The sequence below is a fragment of the Flavobacterium rhizophilum genome (genome assembly GCF_046000485.1).
GTDB classification, from domain to species: domain Bacteria; phylum Bacteroidota; class Bacteroidia; order Flavobacteriales; family Flavobacteriaceae; genus Flavobacterium; species Flavobacterium rhizophilum.
The window spans coordinates 282,426-299,121 of sequence record NZ_JBELQB010000003.1; the positions used below are offsets into that span (position 1 = coordinate 282,426).

The 16,696-nt window shown below is 38.5% G+C and carries 13 protein-coding genes and 1 tRNA gene; 7 read left to right on the forward strand and 7 right to left on the reverse strand.

What is annotated here, in order from left to right:
* Positions 1-7: 7 nt before the first annotated feature.
* A complete protein-coding gene (locus ABS768_RS05360; RefSeq protein WP_408073945.1) occupies positions 8-1,684 on the reverse strand; it encodes an ATP-dependent nuclease in 1,677 nt (558 codons plus the stop codon).
* A gap of 126 nt (positions 1,685-1,810) precedes the next feature.
* Positions 1,811-5,470, reverse strand: a complete 3,660-nt coding sequence (gene purL / locus ABS768_RS05365; protein ID WP_408073946.1) for a phosphoribosylformylglycinamidine synthase — start codon at positions 5,468-5,470, stop codon at positions 1,811-1,813.
* Between the two features lie 269 nt (positions 5,471-5,739).
* On the opposite strand from purL, the gene ABS768_RS05370 reads away from it, so the two are divergent.
* Entirely contained in the window at positions 5,740-6,519 is a 780-nt protein-coding gene (locus ABS768_RS05370) for a hypothetical protein (RefSeq protein ID WP_408073947.1), read from the forward strand.
* A gap of 25 nt (positions 6,520-6,544) precedes the next feature.
* Here the strand turns inward: ABS768_RS05370 and ABS768_RS05375 are convergent, their stop codons facing one another.
* Positions 6,545-6,748, reverse strand: a complete 204-nt coding sequence (locus tag ABS768_RS05375; RefSeq protein ID WP_408073948.1) for a hypothetical protein — start codon at positions 6,746-6,748, stop codon at positions 6,545-6,547.
* A gap of 296 nt (positions 6,749-7,044) precedes the next feature.
* Between ABS768_RS05375 and ABS768_RS05380 the strand changes: the two genes are divergently transcribed.
* Complete coding sequence (locus ABS768_RS05380) at positions 7,045-7,797, forward strand: NYN domain-containing protein (protein ID WP_408073949.1); 753 nt, start codon at positions 7,045-7,047, stop codon at positions 7,795-7,797.
* A 1-nt stretch (position 7,798) separates the two neighbouring features.
* On the opposite strand, the gene lpxD is transcribed toward ABS768_RS05380, so the two are convergent.
* From lpxD to ABS768_RS05400, 4 genes are all read right to left on the reverse strand, one after another.
* Positions 7,799-8,788, reverse strand: coding sequence for a UDP-3-O-(3-hydroxymyristoyl)glucosamine N-acyltransferase (gene lpxD, locus ABS768_RS05385; RefSeq protein ID WP_408073950.1), 990 nt, complete (start codon positions 8,786-8,788; stop codon positions 7,799-7,801).
* 263 nt (positions 8,789-9,051) lie between these two features.
* On the reverse strand, positions 9,052-9,399 hold the full coding sequence (locus ABS768_RS05390) for a hypothetical protein (RefSeq protein ID WP_408073951.1): 348 nt from the start codon (positions 9,397-9,399) through the stop codon (positions 9,052-9,054).
* Positions 9,400-9,624: 225 nt separating this feature from the next.
* Complete coding sequence (locus ABS768_RS05395; protein WP_408073952.1) at positions 9,625-10,269, reverse strand: DUF1579 domain-containing protein; 645 nt, start codon at positions 10,267-10,269, stop codon at positions 9,625-9,627.
* A gap of 67 nt (positions 10,270-10,336) precedes the next feature.
* The gene (locus tag ABS768_RS05400; RefSeq protein ID WP_408073953.1) at positions 10,337-11,893 is read right to left on the reverse strand and encodes a hypothetical protein; all 1,557 of its coding nucleotides are present in this window, start codon (positions 11,891-11,893) and stop codon (positions 10,337-10,339) included.
* Between the two features lie 205 nt (positions 11,894-12,098).
* Here ABS768_RS05400 and ABS768_RS05405 point away from each other — a divergent pair, with 205 nt between their 5' ends.
* The 5 genes from ABS768_RS05405 (at position 12,099) to ABS768_RS05425 (ending at position 16,048) form a co-directional block, all read left to right on the forward strand.
* On the forward strand, positions 12,099-12,524 hold the full coding sequence (locus ABS768_RS05405) for a PaaI family thioesterase (protein ID WP_408073954.1): 426 nt from the start codon (positions 12,099-12,101) through the stop codon (positions 12,522-12,524).
* Positions 12,525-12,627: 103 nt separating this feature from the next.
* The gene (locus ABS768_RS05410; RefSeq protein ID WP_408073955.1) at positions 12,628-13,689 is read left to right on the forward strand and encodes a chorismate-binding protein; all 1,062 of its coding nucleotides are present in this window, start codon (positions 12,628-12,630) and stop codon (positions 13,687-13,689) included.
* Between the two features lie 703 nt (positions 13,690-14,392).
* Positions 14,393-15,109, forward strand: a complete 717-nt coding sequence (gene bshB1, locus ABS768_RS05415; protein ID WP_408073956.1) for a bacillithiol biosynthesis deacetylase BshB1 — start codon at positions 14,393-14,395, stop codon at positions 15,107-15,109.
* 75 nt (positions 15,110-15,184) lie between these two features.
* Positions 15,185-15,260, forward strand: a tRNA-His gene (locus tag ABS768_RS05420).
* A 437-nt stretch (positions 15,261-15,697) separates the two neighbouring features.
* Positions 15,698-16,048 (forward strand): hypothetical protein, encoded by a 351-nt coding sequence (locus ABS768_RS05425; protein WP_408073957.1) that lies wholly within the window; start codon positions 15,698-15,700, stop codon positions 16,046-16,048.
* The last annotated feature ends 648 nt before the right edge of the window (positions 16,049-16,696 follow it).

Consider the following 16,696-nt stretch of genomic DNA (forward strand, 5'->3'; position numbering starts at 1 on the left):
AGTAATTTTATATAATTTGTTTTATAAATTGGCGTGCAATTTCTAGTTCAGGATCATTTTTTTGATCTTTGATTAGTACCTCATTTATCCATTTTGGACCATGATTGCCTACACTTCTTACAAAACCTTCTAATTCTCCAACTTCAACTATAAATAATCCTTTATCTTTAAATTTTAATTGTAAACGTTCAAATGCTTGCGTAGCATTACCACTAGGAATAAATGCTTTTCCTACAGCTTTAGCTTCTGTCCAAGGTGAGGCTTTTTTGAATACTTGCTGAATTTCTCTAACTTTTTCCTTCGGAAAAATTCTATCTGTTATTCCTTCTAGGATATTTTCTATTTCCTCTTTAGCTTCCATTGTTAGAAATTCAGGTCTTTTCCTTTCAATTTCTGATTTAACTAATTCCCAGTCTGATTTAATTTCATTCCAATTACCGTCTAAATCTTCATAAATTGCTTTTAGAGGATGGATATTATTAAGTACATCAAAATCTGATACCACACTTATTGGAACATTTAAATTTTTAAGAGCTTTAATAGCAACTGGAATTCTATGTTTTCCTCCCACATTTATAAATAATATATCAGGTGAAATTTGATTGGTGTCTTCAAATTGTGAACTGAGTATTGAAGAAAAAAATCTGGAATCAGAATCGCTTTCACAAATTACTACTTTGGAATGAAAAAGACCATCCAATATATTTGAGTGTCTTAAAAGTGAGTCGCTCCAAATAGTATTAATATCGGTATTATCTAAGAGACTAACTTTGTTTATATTTCCCTCCCTTTGTAATCGAACTACTTTTAAATTTTTTGAATCAGTATCTAATAAACCTTTAAGGAAGCTTTCACTATGAGTTGATAGAAATGTTTGTCTTTCAGAGGACATATTTTTAGATATCATTTTTCCTAATAATCGAGCTTGTGGAGGATGTAAGAAAGCCTCGGGTTCATCAATTAATAAAATAGAATATGTCGAAATAAAAGCATTTAATAAAACTCCTACAAAGCTTCTCATCCCATCACCCTGAAGATGTAATAAATCTAATTTTTCTAGTTCTTTTAAATAAGATGTAGAAACTCTATCTTTTCCTTGTTCAGGAATAGGTTTTTTTCCTACATATAAAGGAACTTGATTACCCGCATTTCTGTGAACTATTAAATCAGTTCCAAAAGCCTGTTTGAAATAGTTACTAAAAACTTCTTCTAATTCATCATTTTTTTGTAGAATATGTATAGGGTGTGAAGGTGGTTCTGAAGTTAATGCAATAGCCCGAGGTGGGTTAGCAGCTGCTAATCTTCTTTCAGTTGATAAGAGATTTAAAAAGTAACTTTTTAAATCTTGTAGACCTAGCGAAAGAACATTAGACCAGTAATATTTAATATTATTATTATTTAATGAAAATTGATATCCTAGAAGCTGTCCCTCATTTCCTTTTATTGAATCTTTTTCTATATATAAAATTAATTCTTCTTCAGAGCCCTCTTTTGAAAATGTTACTTTTTTTATGACTTTGTTTGTTTCGTAATTGAGGTGACTTGTAGTTTTTTCAATTTCTTTCAATGAAAGACTCTTTCCTGAATTATTAGGTCCAACAAATACAATAATATCATTTTTAGATAATGGAATTTTTGTACCATCATTAAATTCGATTTCATTGATCCAAACTAAAGGTTTCATTTTGTAAGGTGTTTAAAGTTACGTCCACTAATTTAACATTTTTATTTTAACATAACCCATAAAAAAAGCCCCGCAACTTGCGGGGCTCTTGGTCTATTATCTGGCGTCTATATTCTAAACGTCTTATTATTTGTTCTCAATCCACTTACGGGCATTAACAAATGCTTCGTGCCAAGGCGTAACCTCATCTTCGCGACCTTCAGGGTAGTAAGCCCAGTTCCACTGGAACATAGAACGCTCAATGTGTGGCATCATTACCAGGTGACGACCGTCGTTGCTAGCCATCATTGCTACATTATAGCTCGATCCGTTAGGGTTTGCAGGATAACCTTCGTAACCATACTTGGCAACAATATTATACTGGTCTTCGCCATAAGGCAGGTTAAACTTACCTTCACCATGCGAAATCCAAACACCCAGCGTACTACCGGCTAGGGTAGAAAGCATTACCGATGTGTTTTCCTGTACGGTAACCGATGTAAACGCACTTTCGTGTTTGTGGCTGTCGTTGTGAAGCATTTTTGGTTTGTTCTCATGATCAGGGTTTATAAGCCCAAGCTCAACGAAAAGCTGACAACCGTTACAAATACCTACCGACAGGGTATCTTCACGCTTAAAGAAGTTCTCTAAAGCCGTTTTAGCCTTTTCGTTGTAAAGGAAAGCACCAGCCCATCCTTTAGCCGAGCCAAGTACATCTGAATTAGAGAAACCACCCACAGCACCAATAAACTGAATATCCTCAAGTGTTTCACGACCGGAGATAAGGTCGGTCATGTGTACGTCCTTAACATCAAATCCGGCAAGGTACATAGCGTTTGCCATTTCGCGCTCAGAGTTCGAACCCTTTTCACGAATAATAGCCGCTTTTGGTCTTGGCTTGCTGCTGTCTATAGCTACTTTTTTACCATCAAAATGGCTAGGGAAGCTATAGGTTAACGGTTGGTTTTTATAATTGTCAAAACGCTCCTGCGCTTTTACTTTTCCACTTTGTTTCTGGTCTAGCAGGTACGATGTTTTGTACCATGTATCCCTAGCCTCGCTTACATTAAAGCTAAGGTTGCTTTCGCCGTTTTTAACGGTAACCACAGCACCTTCTGCAGGCTTACCTATAAGGGTAAAGTCTACACCGTTTTTAGCAAGTTCTGCCTCTACAGCTGCATCTGCCTGTATAACAAGCGCAATGTTCTCGTTAAACAGGGCTTTAACCGTATCGGCTTCGTTAAGGGCAGTAAGGTCATATTCAGCACCAAGGTTCACCTCAGTAAAGCTCATTTCAAGAAGCGTAGTAATTAAACCACCACTACCTATATCGTGTCCGGCAGCAATTTTACCATTCTTGATAAGTTCCTGTATAGTATTGAAAGCTGTTTTGAATTTGGCAGCATCCTTAATAGTAGGAACATCGTTACCTACTTTATTAAGTACCTGTGCAAACGACGAACCTCCAAGCTTAAATGCATCGCCTGATAGGTTAATGTAGTAAATGTTTCCGCCGTTCTTTTTAAGTACAGGTTCTACTACCTTGTTAATGTCGTTACAGTTACCTGCAGCCGATATAATCACAGTACCCGGAGCGATAACATCGCCGTTAGGGTACTTTTGTTTCATTGATAAAGAGTCTTTACCGGTAGGGATGTTAATACCCAGCTGGATAGCAAAGTCGCTACATGCCTCTACAGCATCATAAAGCCTTGCATCTTCACCTTCGTTTTTACAGGCCCACATCCAGTTTGCCGAAAGCGATACACTTTTAAGTCCGTCTTTAAGCGGAGCCCAAACAATGTTACTTAAAGCCTCTGCAATAGCAGTACGGCTACCGGCAGCAGCATCGGCAAGGGCAGCAACAGGTGAGTGTCCTATAGAGGTTGCAATACCTTCCTTACCTGCAAAGTCAAGTGCCATAACACCCACGTTGTTAAGCGGTAATTGTATAGGTCCGGCAGTTTGCTGTTTAGCAACACGTCCGCCCACACAACGGTCAACTTTGTTGGTTAACCAGTCTTTACAAGCTACAGCCTCAAGCTGAAGTACCTGGTTAAGGTAGTTGTGAATGTTTTCCTGAGTGTACTCAGGGTTAGCATATTTCGCTTCAACCGTTTTATCGGTCATTATTGTTTTAGGTGATGAGCCAAACATATCTTCCAGAGCAAAGTCCATTGGCTTAGCCCCTGTGGTAGCCGACTCAAATGTAAACCTATGGTCACCCGTTACATCACCCACAGCATACATTGGCGAACGCTCACGATCGGCAATACGTTTAAGGGTATCAATATCTTTTTGTCCTATAACAAGTCCCATACGTTCCTGCGACTCGTTACCTATTATTTCTTTAGCCGAAAGGGTAGGGTCACCCACAGGCAGTTTGTCTAAATCTATTTTACCTCCTGTTTCCTCAACAAGTTCTGACAGACAGTTTAAGTGTCCGCCCGCACCGTGATCGTGAATAGAAACAATTGGATTTTCGTCGCTCTCCACAAGACCTCTCACGGCGTTTGCAGCACGTTTTTGCATCTCAGGGTTAGAACGCTGTATGGCGTTAAGTTCGATACCCGAGCTGAATTCTCCCGTATCGGCAGATGATACCGCAGCACCACCCATACCAATGCGGTAGTTTTCACCACCAAGTATAACTACTTTATCGCCTGTTTGCGGTTTTTGTTTTATTGACTGGCTCTCCTTACCGTACCCGATACCACCTGCAAGCATGATTACTTTATCGAAACCAAGTTTGCGTGCATCTTCTTCATGTTCAAATGTTAGTACTGAACCCGAGATAAGCGGTTGCCCGAATTTGTTACCAAAGTCAGATGCACCGTTTGATGCTTTTATAAGGATGTCCATTGGGGTTTGGTAAAGCCATTTACGCTCTTCCATACCGTTTTCCCAAGGGCGATTTTCCTCAAGGCGAGAGTACGAGGTCATATACACTGCTGTACCTGCTAACGGAAGTGAACCCTGTCCGCCAGCCAGCCTGTCACGAATTTCACCACCACTACCGGTTGCAGCACCGTTAAACGGCTCTACTGTAGTAGGGAAGTTGTGCGTTTCTGCTTTTATAGATATAACCGAGTCAAATTCCTTAACGTCATAAAAATCGGGCTTATCAGCAGTTTTTGGAGCAAACTGCTGCACACGTGGACCTTTTATAAAGGCTACGTTGTCCTTGTAAGCCGAAACGATATCGTTAGGGTTTTCCTGCGATGTTTTTTTGATAAGTTTAAATAGAGATGATGGCTTTTCCTCACCGTCTATTACAAACGTACCGTTAAATATTTTGTGACGGCAGTGCTCTGAATTCACCTGAGAGAAACCAAACACTTCTGAATCCGTAAGTTTACGGCCCAGTTTTGTAGCAAGGTTTTCAAGATACTCAACCTCATCAGGGCTAAGTGCCAGTCCTTCTTTTTCGTTGTAAGCCGCTATATCTGTAATTTCCAGTATAGGTTCCGGCTGTATGTTTATGGTATAAATATCCTGATTAAGTCCGTTATACTTTTGCGAAAGCATAGGGTCAAAATCAGTATTGTCTTCTGTAGTTTTTTCAAACTCTTCAATCCTTACAATACCCTGTATACCCATGTTTTGAGTAATCTCTACGGCATTGGTGCTCCATGGCGTTATCATTGTGGCGCGTGGCCCAACAAAAAAATCCGTCAGCACGGATTTCTCTATCTTATGTGCGTTGCCAAAAAGCCAGTTCAGTTTTGAAATATCCTCTGTAGAAAGTTCGCCTTGCGTTTGTACTGCAAAAACGGTATTCGTCTGGTTTCCGAAGAAATGGATCATTAGAAAAAGTAGTTACGTTGTTGAAAACGCAAAATTAATCTAATTTTCCATAACTGGCAATACCATAAATGCCTATTTGTATATTTGGTTTTTTGTTGATTTGGAGTAGGGTAGTTACAGTGTTTTAAGTTCTGGATCCACTGTCATTGTGAGGAGGAACGACGTAACAATCTCAAAGGCTAATTAGGTGTATTGTATTAATGTGGTTAGGCTTTGTGTATTCTATGCAGAATTTTTACTTTCGCACCACTAAACAAACACACCTCAACATGCAAACCCAAATAGGCTTTCCGTTATTTTTTAAACTTGTAAAAGGTAATAAATTATTTCTCTTAGGAGCTATTTTTACCCTATTGTCTATTGTAGTAATGGTACCAACATTTATGATGGTTTCATCGTTTATAGAGCCATACCAAAAATATGACCACGAGCTTATTTACAGCAAAGGCACCGAAAAAGAAGCAGTTGTAGATAGAATGACTATTAAAACCAATGTCACTATTAATAGTGAGAATCCGATTTTAATATTCTATTCTTATAAAGATAACGGACAGGTGGTACACGACAAGTTTGAAACATTTGACTTAAATGATATGCATAATGCATTTTCAAACGATAAGATTAAAATACATGAGCCTGTAGTGATAAAAGTATACAAAGGGCAGTCTGCCATAGTAGGACTGGAGCCGTTTGTTTTTCCTTATAAAGTGTTTTATATTTTCTTTATTTTTCCTTTGGTCGGAATCATTTTGCTTGTAATAGGGATGATACCGGGACTTAAAATTTACAGGATATATAAAAACGGAAAGGAACGTGAAGCTACTATATATGATTTAGCACCTGTGTCATCGGGTTTCTTTCTTTTAGCTAAAAGAAAAGCAGCTGTAAATTACCATTATCTTTCTAAAAACGGCACTAAGCTAACCGGAGAGGCTATGCTTCCCATTAACTTTTTGGTTAATCATGTTCAAGGAGATACTCTTACGGTATATGTTTCCCTTGGTGACGAAAATAAATCTTATCCGTCACCAAAGTATCTTTTTAAATAGAAGTTATAAATATAGTTTATACTAATTACCTTAACCTAACACGGTTTCGGTAAATGCTAATACCTTCAAAGTTTAGTACTGTCCCTATAATACTTATTAATAGTAAAATAATAACGAGGCTAAAATGAATCCAGTTATTTAGATTTTGCGAATAGTTTACTCCTGTAAAAAGAGTGAATATACTGATAATTACTCCTAAAACGGAGATAGAAAAAATTGAGATTTTCATAATAATTTGCTTTTGAAAAAGAGTGGGGTTAAAGCAAATTTGTAGAGTATGCCGTCTCACGATAGTTTTTTTCTTTAATCGTATGCCTAAACAAAAACTATCATTTAAGATTCAGGATTGATACAAATATAAGTTATTTAATTGAATTACAGCGAATAATGGCTTCGCTTTTAGTGTATAACGAAAACTTTATGATAAAGGAGAGTAAACCGATATATGTTACCTATCTTTATTGAAGTATTATATGCGGATAAATATATTGTTTCGTTAAAATACTGTTTAATCAATTGATAAATATGGATAACAAATTTAATATAGCCGTACTTATAGATGGCGATAATGCCCAACCGAAACTGATACAGGCTATTATAGAAGAAGTTTCTAAATACGGTAAAGCAACTATAAGAAGAATATATGGAGACTGGACTACTCCGCAAATGAACGGATGGAAAGAGGTTATTAACCAATATTCGTTTAATCCTGTACAGAAATTTGCCTATACATCGGGCAAAAACTCAACCGACAGTTCGCTGATTATAGATGCTATGGATATACTACACAGTAAGAATGTTGAGGGATTCTGTATCGTGTCAAGCGATAGTGATTATACAGGGCTTGCAAAAAGAATAAGGGAAGACGGCGTTTTTGTTATGGGGATAGGGCAAAAGCAAACCCCGGTAGCCTTTGTACAATCGTGCGAGATTTTTACCTATACCGAAAATATTTCGGCAGTAATTGCAGAGGATGAGGAAGATGAACCTGCAAAAACAGCTACAGCAAAAGCCAGAGCAAAGCTTAAACCAAAACCGGCTATAAGCACCGCTATCATTGACAAGGCTTTTGATATTTCCATAAATGAGGATGAGGAAGCCTATATTGCAACCATAGGGTCTAACCTAAGAAAAATAGATCCCAGTTTTGACCCCAGGGCTTTTGGCTTTAAAACGCTCACGCAATTGTTTGACAACCTTCCTAAATATGAAATACTTAAAAACATTGTAAACGGACTAAACCATCCGTTAGTAAAAAAGAAGTCTAAAAAAAGGTAGTTTATGAAGTGGCCATTCTTTTAAGGATAGCCCATTGTTTAAGTGCTACTCTTCCATCAACAGCAGGGTAGCCTAAAACGGTTTTCCCGGCAGCAACATCACCCGTAACGCCCGAACCGGCTCCTACAACAGCACCGCTGCCTATGGTAACGTGGTCTTTAATAGAAGCACTTCCTCCTATAACCACTCCGTCACCAAGTGTAACCGATCCTGCTAGTCCGCTATTTCCTGCCATAATACAAAAACGTCCCATAACACTGTTGTGGCCTATTTGTACTAAGTTGTCAATTTTACAACCGTCGCCAATAATGGTAGAGCTAAACTTACCGCGATCCACGCACGATCCCGCACCAATTTCTACCTTGTTACCTATAACAACATTACCTATTTGAGGAATTTTTACCAATCCCTGTTGCGGGCATGGCCTAAACCCAAACCCATCGGCACCAATAGTACAGTTAGGGTGTAAAATGCAAAGAGCACCTATTATACAACGCTCACGTACCACTGTGCCCGACCATATTGTTGTACCATTACCTATAGTACTCTCATCAAGTACGGTTACATTAGGATAAATAATAGCATTATCACCAATGGTTACATTAGCACCTATATAACAGCCTGCACCTATTTTTACATTACTACCTATGTTTGCGCTAGGGTGTATAGTGGCAGTAGGATGTATGTCTTTCTCAAAACACGGTGGAGCCGAAGCAAACAGTTCCAGTATTTGTGACATCGCTAAGTCGGCATTATTTACTTTAATAAAAGCCCTGTTATCTCCGGGTTGTATAGATATATCTTTATTAACTACAGCTATACAGGCATTAGAGCCTTCCCATAGTTTTTCATACTTTTTATTACCAATAAATGTTATCTGGTTAGCGTTAGCCAGTTCCAGCTGTTCAGGAGAGGTTACTTCGTTAGTTGTGCTTCCTTCAATTACACCATTAATAATATCATTTATTTGCTGTAATGTGTATGATTTCATAAGTACATGTGGTATTAATAACTGCAGGTAGGGTACAGAAAGGATTAAAAAAATTAGGCAGTTATCTGTTTTGTCAAATAACTACTAATTAATGATTATTGTTTGTTTTTTTATGTTAACGCCAAATTAACATATAATATTTTTAAAAAACTACTGTGCTTGTTATTAAATAATAAAAATATGATAATTTAATAATACTTATTTGGGTGATTTTAGTGTGAGCTTTTCAGCAAAGTGAGAGGTGGCGCGGGATACCTGTAGTTTTAAGCATACCCGTTTTCCTTTAGCCAGGCTTTTTCTTCCTGAGCCAGTTTTATTTTAATCGACATTTGAGCATACTTGTTTATCACATACAATGCCCTTGTTTTCATGATGTCAGAAGGCCGTCCGTATTCAAGTATAAAATGGGCAGCCCATAAATCTACGAGATATTGAGATTCACAAAAGTATAATGCAAAACCTTCGTTACCTCTTTTAGCAATAAGTTGCTGGGCTAAGTTACAAAGTGTTTGGTAGTTTTCTGAAGGGTATAGATTTTTGTTTGATGGGGTATAACCGTCAAAATACATTTTTCTGCACAGGAATAAAAATGATGTTCCCGGATCACTCATTATGGGGTATGATTTGATTTTTAGTAAATTTAGGTATTGTTGCTTGAATAATAGTAAAAAAATTAACACTTTTTAACCGAATTTACCTACACTTAATCGATTTTATGATTATTTTATTACGGTATTCCGTAATAAGATGAATATAATTCATGAAAAAATCCCGCCGTTTTCGGGCGGGATTGGGGATTTAAAATTATTCGGGGGAATAATTCTAAAAAATAAAGATTATTTTCTTGTAAGTATAATTTCCATGCTTTTGTATTTCTTACCGCCTTTTGGGGTTTCAAACATTTGCATTTTACGTGTGTTCTCATCAACTATGTCATATAGCTCACGCACTTCTTTCACTGTTTTTGTAACAGGGTCCACCATAGTACCATTCAAGGTAGTGGTTCTGGTATTGCCATTAAAGGTTCCTCTCATTACCATCATACCTGTGCCCATGTTGTCAATCCATGTAGAGACATATTCGTTTGTTGCATTATCATAAGCAACTGTTGAAATACCTTCAAACGGCATTCCCATCATATTGCCGGTGTAGGTAGATTGCTGATAACGTCCGTCAAGTATCATTTTAATTTCACAGCTCGAAGTTTCTTTCTGTGGTGGTGCATCGGGGCCCATCCAAAAAGTCATATCGCAGTTCCAATTACCTTCTTCATTTGCCATCATCTTGTGTGCTTCACCCGGAGTCATATATTCCATCCAGGCATTTGCTACAGTAGCAGAGTCCATCTCAGCCATTGGTGCCGGTTCTTCGGTAGGAACCGTATCTTTCATCATAGGTTCTTCCGAATCCATCTTTTGTTCTTTTTTGCACGAAGCAAAGCATACGGCTACCGCTGAAAGGGTAAAAAAGATTTTTTTCATAATTGTTTGTTTTTGTGAGTTGTTTAACAAAATTATGAAAAATAATATGATTTATTATAAATATGTGTTAATCTTCCTCGAAAACCGTACTCTCGTAAGCGCCGGAATCAGGTGCGGCAAGGTTTCTTTGGGTTTGTACTATGTCATTAGGTACTATAGCTGCTACCGAAGGTTTTCCTAACCCATTTGCAGCCGACTCATCACTAATGTTCAGTTTGTTATTATTTGGGTCTTCAAAAAACGGCTTGTAGGTAGTACTGTTTTGGGCTATGGTACAGCCTGTAAATAATGACTGGTTACCAAAGTTGTACATAGGGTCGTTTGTAAATCGATTAGTGTTATCTATAAATTTGATGAAGCAATTGGTAAACGTGTATTCAAAAGGCAAATCGCCTACACGGTCAAACAATATACCGAAGTTTGATGAACCATACATTATACAGTTTTCAAAGCTTGCATTAAAGTTGTTTACCAAAATAGCATCTTCTGTTTCTAAATAATCACTTAAAAGTACAGGTACCTGATTAAAGCTGTTAAAGTAATTGGCAAAGGTACAGTGTCTAAATTGGTATATACCGCCTAGTGTACCTGCAAAAGCAGCCTGTCCGGCAGAGTTTATTACAACATTTTCTCCGTATATTGTAGAGTTACGTGAAAGGAGTCCTACGTTAGTAGAATTATATATTTGGGTATTTCGAAGTCTTAGTGATATAGCTGTTCCGTTATTGCCTTCGGCCAGGATACCTACGGTTGAGTTTTTAATGATTACATTACAAATGTTTGTTGTAGAGCCTTCCTGTAACCAAATTGCTCCCCATTGCCCCGGTATATCCGCAAAATCAGGCTCAAGGCGATCCCCTTCAATAATTACAGTATTGCCTTCTGTTGCCGGGTCGTTTAGGCTACCAATATTAAGGCGGGCATCATTACGTACAATAAGGCCGGAGTTGTCATGAAAATGTATATGTGCACCTTTCCTTACATTAAGTGTTTTTCCGTTAGGTACAGCTGCATAACCATATATTACATAAGGCTTAGCATCCGTCCAAATCAGTTCATTGCCGTTTTCCTGTTCATTAAGGTTAAAACCATAAATCTGGGTATCGTCGGTTTCACTAACCGGAATACTTTCATACATGCCCTCGTCATTACGCTGAGGGTATAAAAACACAGCATCCTGTACCAGTGTTACAAGCTCTACTTTTTGCGGAGCCATTTGTGTACTGTGAAACTCTATCTGATCGGTGTATAAAAAGGTATTTTCGGTATTAACAAATTCCTCGTAATTTATGGTCGTTTCCACAAAAACAAACATACTGTCGTGAGCCATAAGCTCTACGTTGTTAAACACACGACCGGGAACCCCGTCGACCATTAGTCGGTATTTGGAATCCTCTCCCTGTCCAAGGGTTAGGGTAGGTATGCTAATATCTTTATCGCCACGGTTGTATACTTTTAGTGTATAGGTACTGGATCCAATGTTGGTAAATACTGTATCAAGATACACGGTGTCCCTGGAAAACTCCAGTCCGCCCTGGCTTGGTTCAAACTCAAAATCATCACGGCATGAGGTAAACGTAAGCACAAATACACCAAAGAAAAACAATAGTAAGCTATAGCGCATAAATAACAATTTTTGGTAAATGTAGCATTAATTTAAAAAGTAAAAAAGCGGCTGTATACTAAACGGGGAAAATTATCATTTAGTTTACGGGTAATCCGTACAAAATTTAAAAATCAGTATTTAAAACACTCTGTATTCTATTATCTCATGTCTTTTATCTAACTGTACAGGGCTTTTCGTAACTTTACCCTTTAAATTAGTATACATGGCATTTGATAAAGAAAAGGCACTAAAAATGTGCAACGATTTTGCGAAAAATACCTTAATGGAAACCCTTAATATAGTTTATACCGATGCTGGCGAAGGCTTTTTGGAAGCCAAAATGCCGGTTAACCCAAGCGTACACCAGCCAATGGGACTATTGCATGGAGGAGCCACGGTAGCACTGGCAGAAAGTGTAGGAAGTGCGGCATCATTACTGTTTGTGAATCCTGAACTGCAGGAGGCAAGAGGTATAGAAATTAGTGCCAACCATGTGCGTGCCAAGCGAGACGGAGTGGTAACCGGTACGGCAAGAATAGTACACCAAGGTAGGAGCCTGCATTTATGGGAAGTTAAAATAACCGATGAGCAGGGGCGCCTTGTTTCGCTTTGCAAGATTACTAATATGATTTTGCCAAGAAAACGATAATTTGTTAATTCGGCTATCTGGTTATTTGAGTACATGTGTGAGTTTCTCTTCCTGAGAGGAGCATGGGTATATAAAATAATCAAATCCACGAATATATTATAAGATGACCAATCTACTTTTAAAAATACAAAACCAGTTGCAGGAGCAGCGTCCGTTTGCTGTATATAGCAAACCGGGCAGTGATACCGTAACCGGGATTTTCCAGACGAATATAGAGGAGTATTATCTTACCGACTTTACCCAACAGGGCTTTGTGTTCGCCCCGTTTGAGGGTGATAAATACCTGTTTATCCCAATGGAGCAAAGTGATGTGATAACGGTAACGATAGAGGCTAACGGGTTTGCTCCGGCCGAACCTCAGCCTGTAGCAATAAATCCCGAGGCTAAGTCGTGCTTTGAAGATTTGGTTACCCGATGTGTAAACGCTATAAAAAAAGGTGAGTTTGGTAAACTGGTAGCATCGCGTAGTGAAATGGCTCAGCTTTCGGTAACCGATATTACCAAGGTATACCAAAACCTGCTGTATGCTTATCCTAATGCGTTTAAGTATATGTTTTTCCATCCTGTAAGCGGACTATGGATGGGGGCAACACCAGAGCAGTTACTTAAAGCACAAAACCATACCATACATACCGTAGCCCTTGCCGGAACCCAGCTTTATAAGGAAGGGGAAGAGGCCGTTTGGGAAAATAAAGAGAAGGAGGAACAACAGTTTGTGACCGACTTTATTTTAAACGAGCTTAAAGATTACACTAATCAGATTACTACTACTCAGCCCTACACCTTTAGTGCGGGTAATATAGTACATATTAAAACCGATATTTCGGCAGAGCTTAAAGAGGTTTCCCTTTTAAAGGAAGTACTGCAAACCCTGCATCCAACACCTGCGGTATGCGGACTGCCTAAAACCCGGGCCAAACAGTTTATACTGGATAACGAGGGGTACGACCGCGAATATTATTCGGGTTTCCTTGGGGAGTTAAACCGTGATTTTGCAACAGGAAAACATGCTCAAACCGATTTGTTTGTGAACCTGCGCTGTATGAAGGTAAATGGTAATGTAGCCCAGTTGTTTATAGGTTGCGGTATAACAAAAGACAGTAACCCGGAAAATGAGTTTATAGAAACAGTTAACAAGAGTATGACTATGCGAAGGGTACTTTGATTAGTATTCAGTTGATTTGTCATTCTGACGATAGGAAGAATCTCTTTGCATCTAGATTAGATTCTTCATTCCGCTATTACTGCAATCAGAATGACAACAATAGAGTAAGCAAACGGCATTAGGCTCCGTAGCGTAAGAAAATTATAAACGAGGTGTAAAAAAGCATCCGCTGTTTGAGGCTATAGCCGAGTTCGGATGGTTTAGCCGAGTGACATAATTTTTAGCTAAAGGAGTCTTAGCCTTGACTTTTTAGTTCTTTTGTGTCAAGACAAAAGGACAGAGCTATTATTGTTCTTGCTAGTTACGAAGCACTATGCTAATGAGTACAGTTCCTTTCGACGAAAGGAGAAGTCTTCTTTTATTTAGATTCTTCATTCCGCTATTACTGCAATCAGAATGACAACAATAGAGTAAGCAAACGGCATTAGGCTCCGTAGCGTAAGAAAATTATAAACGAGGTGTAAAAAAGCATCCGCTGTTTGAGGCTATAGCCGAGTTCGGATGGTTTAGCCGAGTGACATAATTTTTAGCTAAAGGAGTCTTAGCCTTGACTTTTTAGTTCTTTTGTGTCAAGACAAAAGGACAGAGCTATTATTGTCATTGCTAGGTACAAAGCAATCTACCGCTTACTGCGACTGAATACTCTAACAATCCCTTTATATAAACCAAAGTCCGTATCTTTGCACTACTCAAAATAGTAAGAATGAAACTCGATATACTTGTATTTGGCGCCCATCCAGATGATGTGGAGCTAAGCTGTGGGGCAACCGTAGCAAAAGAAATTTCCCTAGGTAAAACCGTTGGTATTGTTGACTTAACCCGTGGCGAACTGGGTACACGCGGTACTGCCGAAATTCGTGATGAAGAGGCTGCCGAAGCGGCAAAAATTTTAGGGGTTTCTGTAAGGGAGAATCTGCGTTTTCGTGACGGATTTTTTGTAAATGACGAAAAACACCAGCTTGAGGTTATTAAAATGATTCGTAAGTACCAGCCTGAAATCGTGATTTGCAATGCAGTAGATGACCGCCATATAGACCACGGTAAGGGTAGTAAACTGGTAAGTGATGCGTGTTTCCTTTCGGGACTTCGCAAAATAGAAACCCAGCTTAACGGCGAACCTCAGCAGGCTTACAGGCCTAAACTTGTATACCACTACATACAATGGAAAAATATTACGCCTGATTTTGTTGTGGATGTTACCGGATTTATGGACACAAAAGTAGCTTCGCTTATGGCATATAAGTCGCAGTTTTATGATCCAAACAGTGACGAACCGGTTACACCAATTGCTACAAAAAACTTTAAAGAAAGCATTTTGTACCGCGCGCAGGACTTAGGAAGGCTAATAAACAGCGAATATGCCGAAGGCTTTACGGTTGAAAGGTATGTGGCTGTCAATAGCTTAAGTGATTTAGTGTAAAAAAGTGCAATTTTTTTTGTATATTTATTTGCAGGAAACGTAGAGCTATACTATATTTGCACTCGCAAAACAGATGGTGATTGTAGCTCAGTTGGTTAGAGCGTCGGATTGTGGTTCCGAAGGTCGTGGGTTCGAGACCCATCATTCACCCCTAAATAGAAACCCTTAGAGAAATCTAAGGGTTTTTTTGTTTTAAGCTTTTTTATTTGCCAGAACAAAAGGACAAAGCTGCTATTGTCATTGCGAGGCACGAAGCAATCTAATTAGTAGGTTCTGTATGTCATTTCGACAACAGGAAGAATCTTATTTCCATTTCGACCTTGTGGAGAAATCTCTTTGTATATGGATTAGATTTCTCATTCCATTTCATTCCATATCGAAATGACAACGCGTTATGTCATTGCGAGGCACGAAGCAATCTGTAGTGAGATTGCCACGCTTCATTGCATTACGCTCGCAACGACAGCAGGAGTGCTAATATTAGGGTAAGCAATCGGCTTTGGGCTCTGTAGCGTAAAGAAATTAAAATCCAACACTTTTTTCTTTATTGTATTCCCTTAATTTTTACATTTGGGAAAATTTATAATTATGGAACTTTTTGTAGTAATGGGAGCTGCTATTGTAATTTACTTCATCTCCCGCGAGTGGAGCAAAAGAAATTCAAGCTATATAAAACCCGATAACAAACCGGAATACAGTGCAAACCTACGGGAACTTGTAGAGAAATTCGGACTACGTTATGCCGATAAACTGGAAATGGTACCTCAGCCCGATGGTACAACCGTGCTGGTGTATGCCAAGCAGGACACTTCAAAGCAGAATCAAATTGCTGTAATAAAAGATAAAGACCTTTACAAAAAAGTAAAGAAAGATAAAGTATATGCAAAAGTAGCTTCGGTTGCCGGAGGTACTATGAAAATTGAATTCTTCGGGAATTAATCTCTCTGCCATATTGAGCGAAACGCAGTGTAGCCGAAATATCTAAATCTTAAAAATAGAGAAACCCCTTAGTGGAAGCTAAGGGGTTTTGTTTTAGTAGTCTGTTATAATACCACTCCGTCATTGCGAGGAACGAAGCAATGTATTACAAGTTCTGTATGTCATTCTTACGAAAGGAAGAATCTCTTTGCATTTCGACCTTATGGAGAAATCTCTTTGTATTTTGATTAGATTTCTCACTCCATTTTCACTCCGTATCGAAATGACAATACACTCCGTCATTGCGAGGAACGAAGCAATCTCTTTATGAGTACTGCATGTCATTCTGACGAAAGGAAGAATCTCATTTCCATTTCGACCCTGTGGAGAAATCTCTTTGTATATGGGTTAGATTTCTCACTCCATTTTCACTCCGTATCGAAATGACAGTACACTCCGTCATTGCGAGGAACAAAGCAATCTCTTTATGAGTACTGCATGTCATTCTGACGAAAGGAAGAATCTCATTTCCATTTCGACCCTGTGGAGAAATCTCTTTGTATATGGGTTAGATTTCTCACTCCATTTTCACTCCGTATCGAAATGACAGTACACTCCGTCATTGCGAGGAACAAAGCAATCTCTTTATGAGTACTGCATGTCATTCTG

Excerpts from the sequence above, each read along its gene's own strand:
- ABS768_RS05360 (WP_408073945.1), bottom strand. The coding sequence starts at position 1,684 with ATGAAACCTTTAGTTTGGATCAATGAAATCGAATTTAATGATGGTACA.
- purL (WP_408073946.1), bottom strand. The coding sequence starts at position 5,470 with ATGATCCATTTCTTCGGAAACCAGACGAATACCGTTTTTGCAGTACAA.
- ABS768_RS05370 (WP_408073947.1), top strand. The coding sequence starts at position 5,740 with ATGCAAACCCAAATAGGCTTTCCGTTATTTTTTAAACTTGTAAAAGGT.
- ABS768_RS05375 (WP_408073948.1), bottom strand. The coding sequence starts at position 6,748 with ATGAAAATCTCAATTTTTTCTATCTCCGTTTTAGGAGTAATTATCAGT.
- ABS768_RS05380 (WP_408073949.1), top strand. The coding sequence starts at position 7,045 with ATGGATAACAAATTTAATATAGCCGTACTTATAGATGGCGATAATGCC.
- lpxD (WP_408073950.1), bottom strand. The coding sequence starts at position 8,788 with ATGAAATCATACACATTACAGCAAATAAATGATATTATTAATGGTGTA.
- ABS768_RS05390 (WP_408073951.1), bottom strand. The coding sequence starts at position 9,399 with ATGAGTGATCCGGGAACATCATTTTTATTCCTGTGCAGAAAAATGTAT.
- ABS768_RS05395 (WP_408073952.1), bottom strand. The coding sequence starts at position 10,269 with ATGAAAAAAATCTTTTTTACCCTTTCAGCGGTAGCCGTATGCTTTGCT.
- ABS768_RS05400 (WP_408073953.1), bottom strand. The coding sequence starts at position 11,893 with ATGCGCTATAGCTTACTATTGTTTTTCTTTGGTGTATTTGTGCTTACG.
- ABS768_RS05405 (WP_408073954.1), top strand. The coding sequence starts at position 12,099 with ATGGCATTTGATAAAGAAAAGGCACTAAAAATGTGCAACGATTTTGCG.
- ABS768_RS05410 (WP_408073955.1), top strand. The coding sequence starts at position 12,628 with ATGACCAATCTACTTTTAAAAATACAAAACCAGTTGCAGGAGCAGCGT.
- bshB1 (WP_408073956.1), top strand. The coding sequence starts at position 14,393 with ATGAAACTCGATATACTTGTATTTGGCGCCCATCCAGATGATGTGGAG.
- ABS768_RS05425 (WP_408073957.1), top strand. The coding sequence starts at position 15,698 with ATGGAACTTTTTGTAGTAATGGGAGCTGCTATTGTAATTTACTTCATC.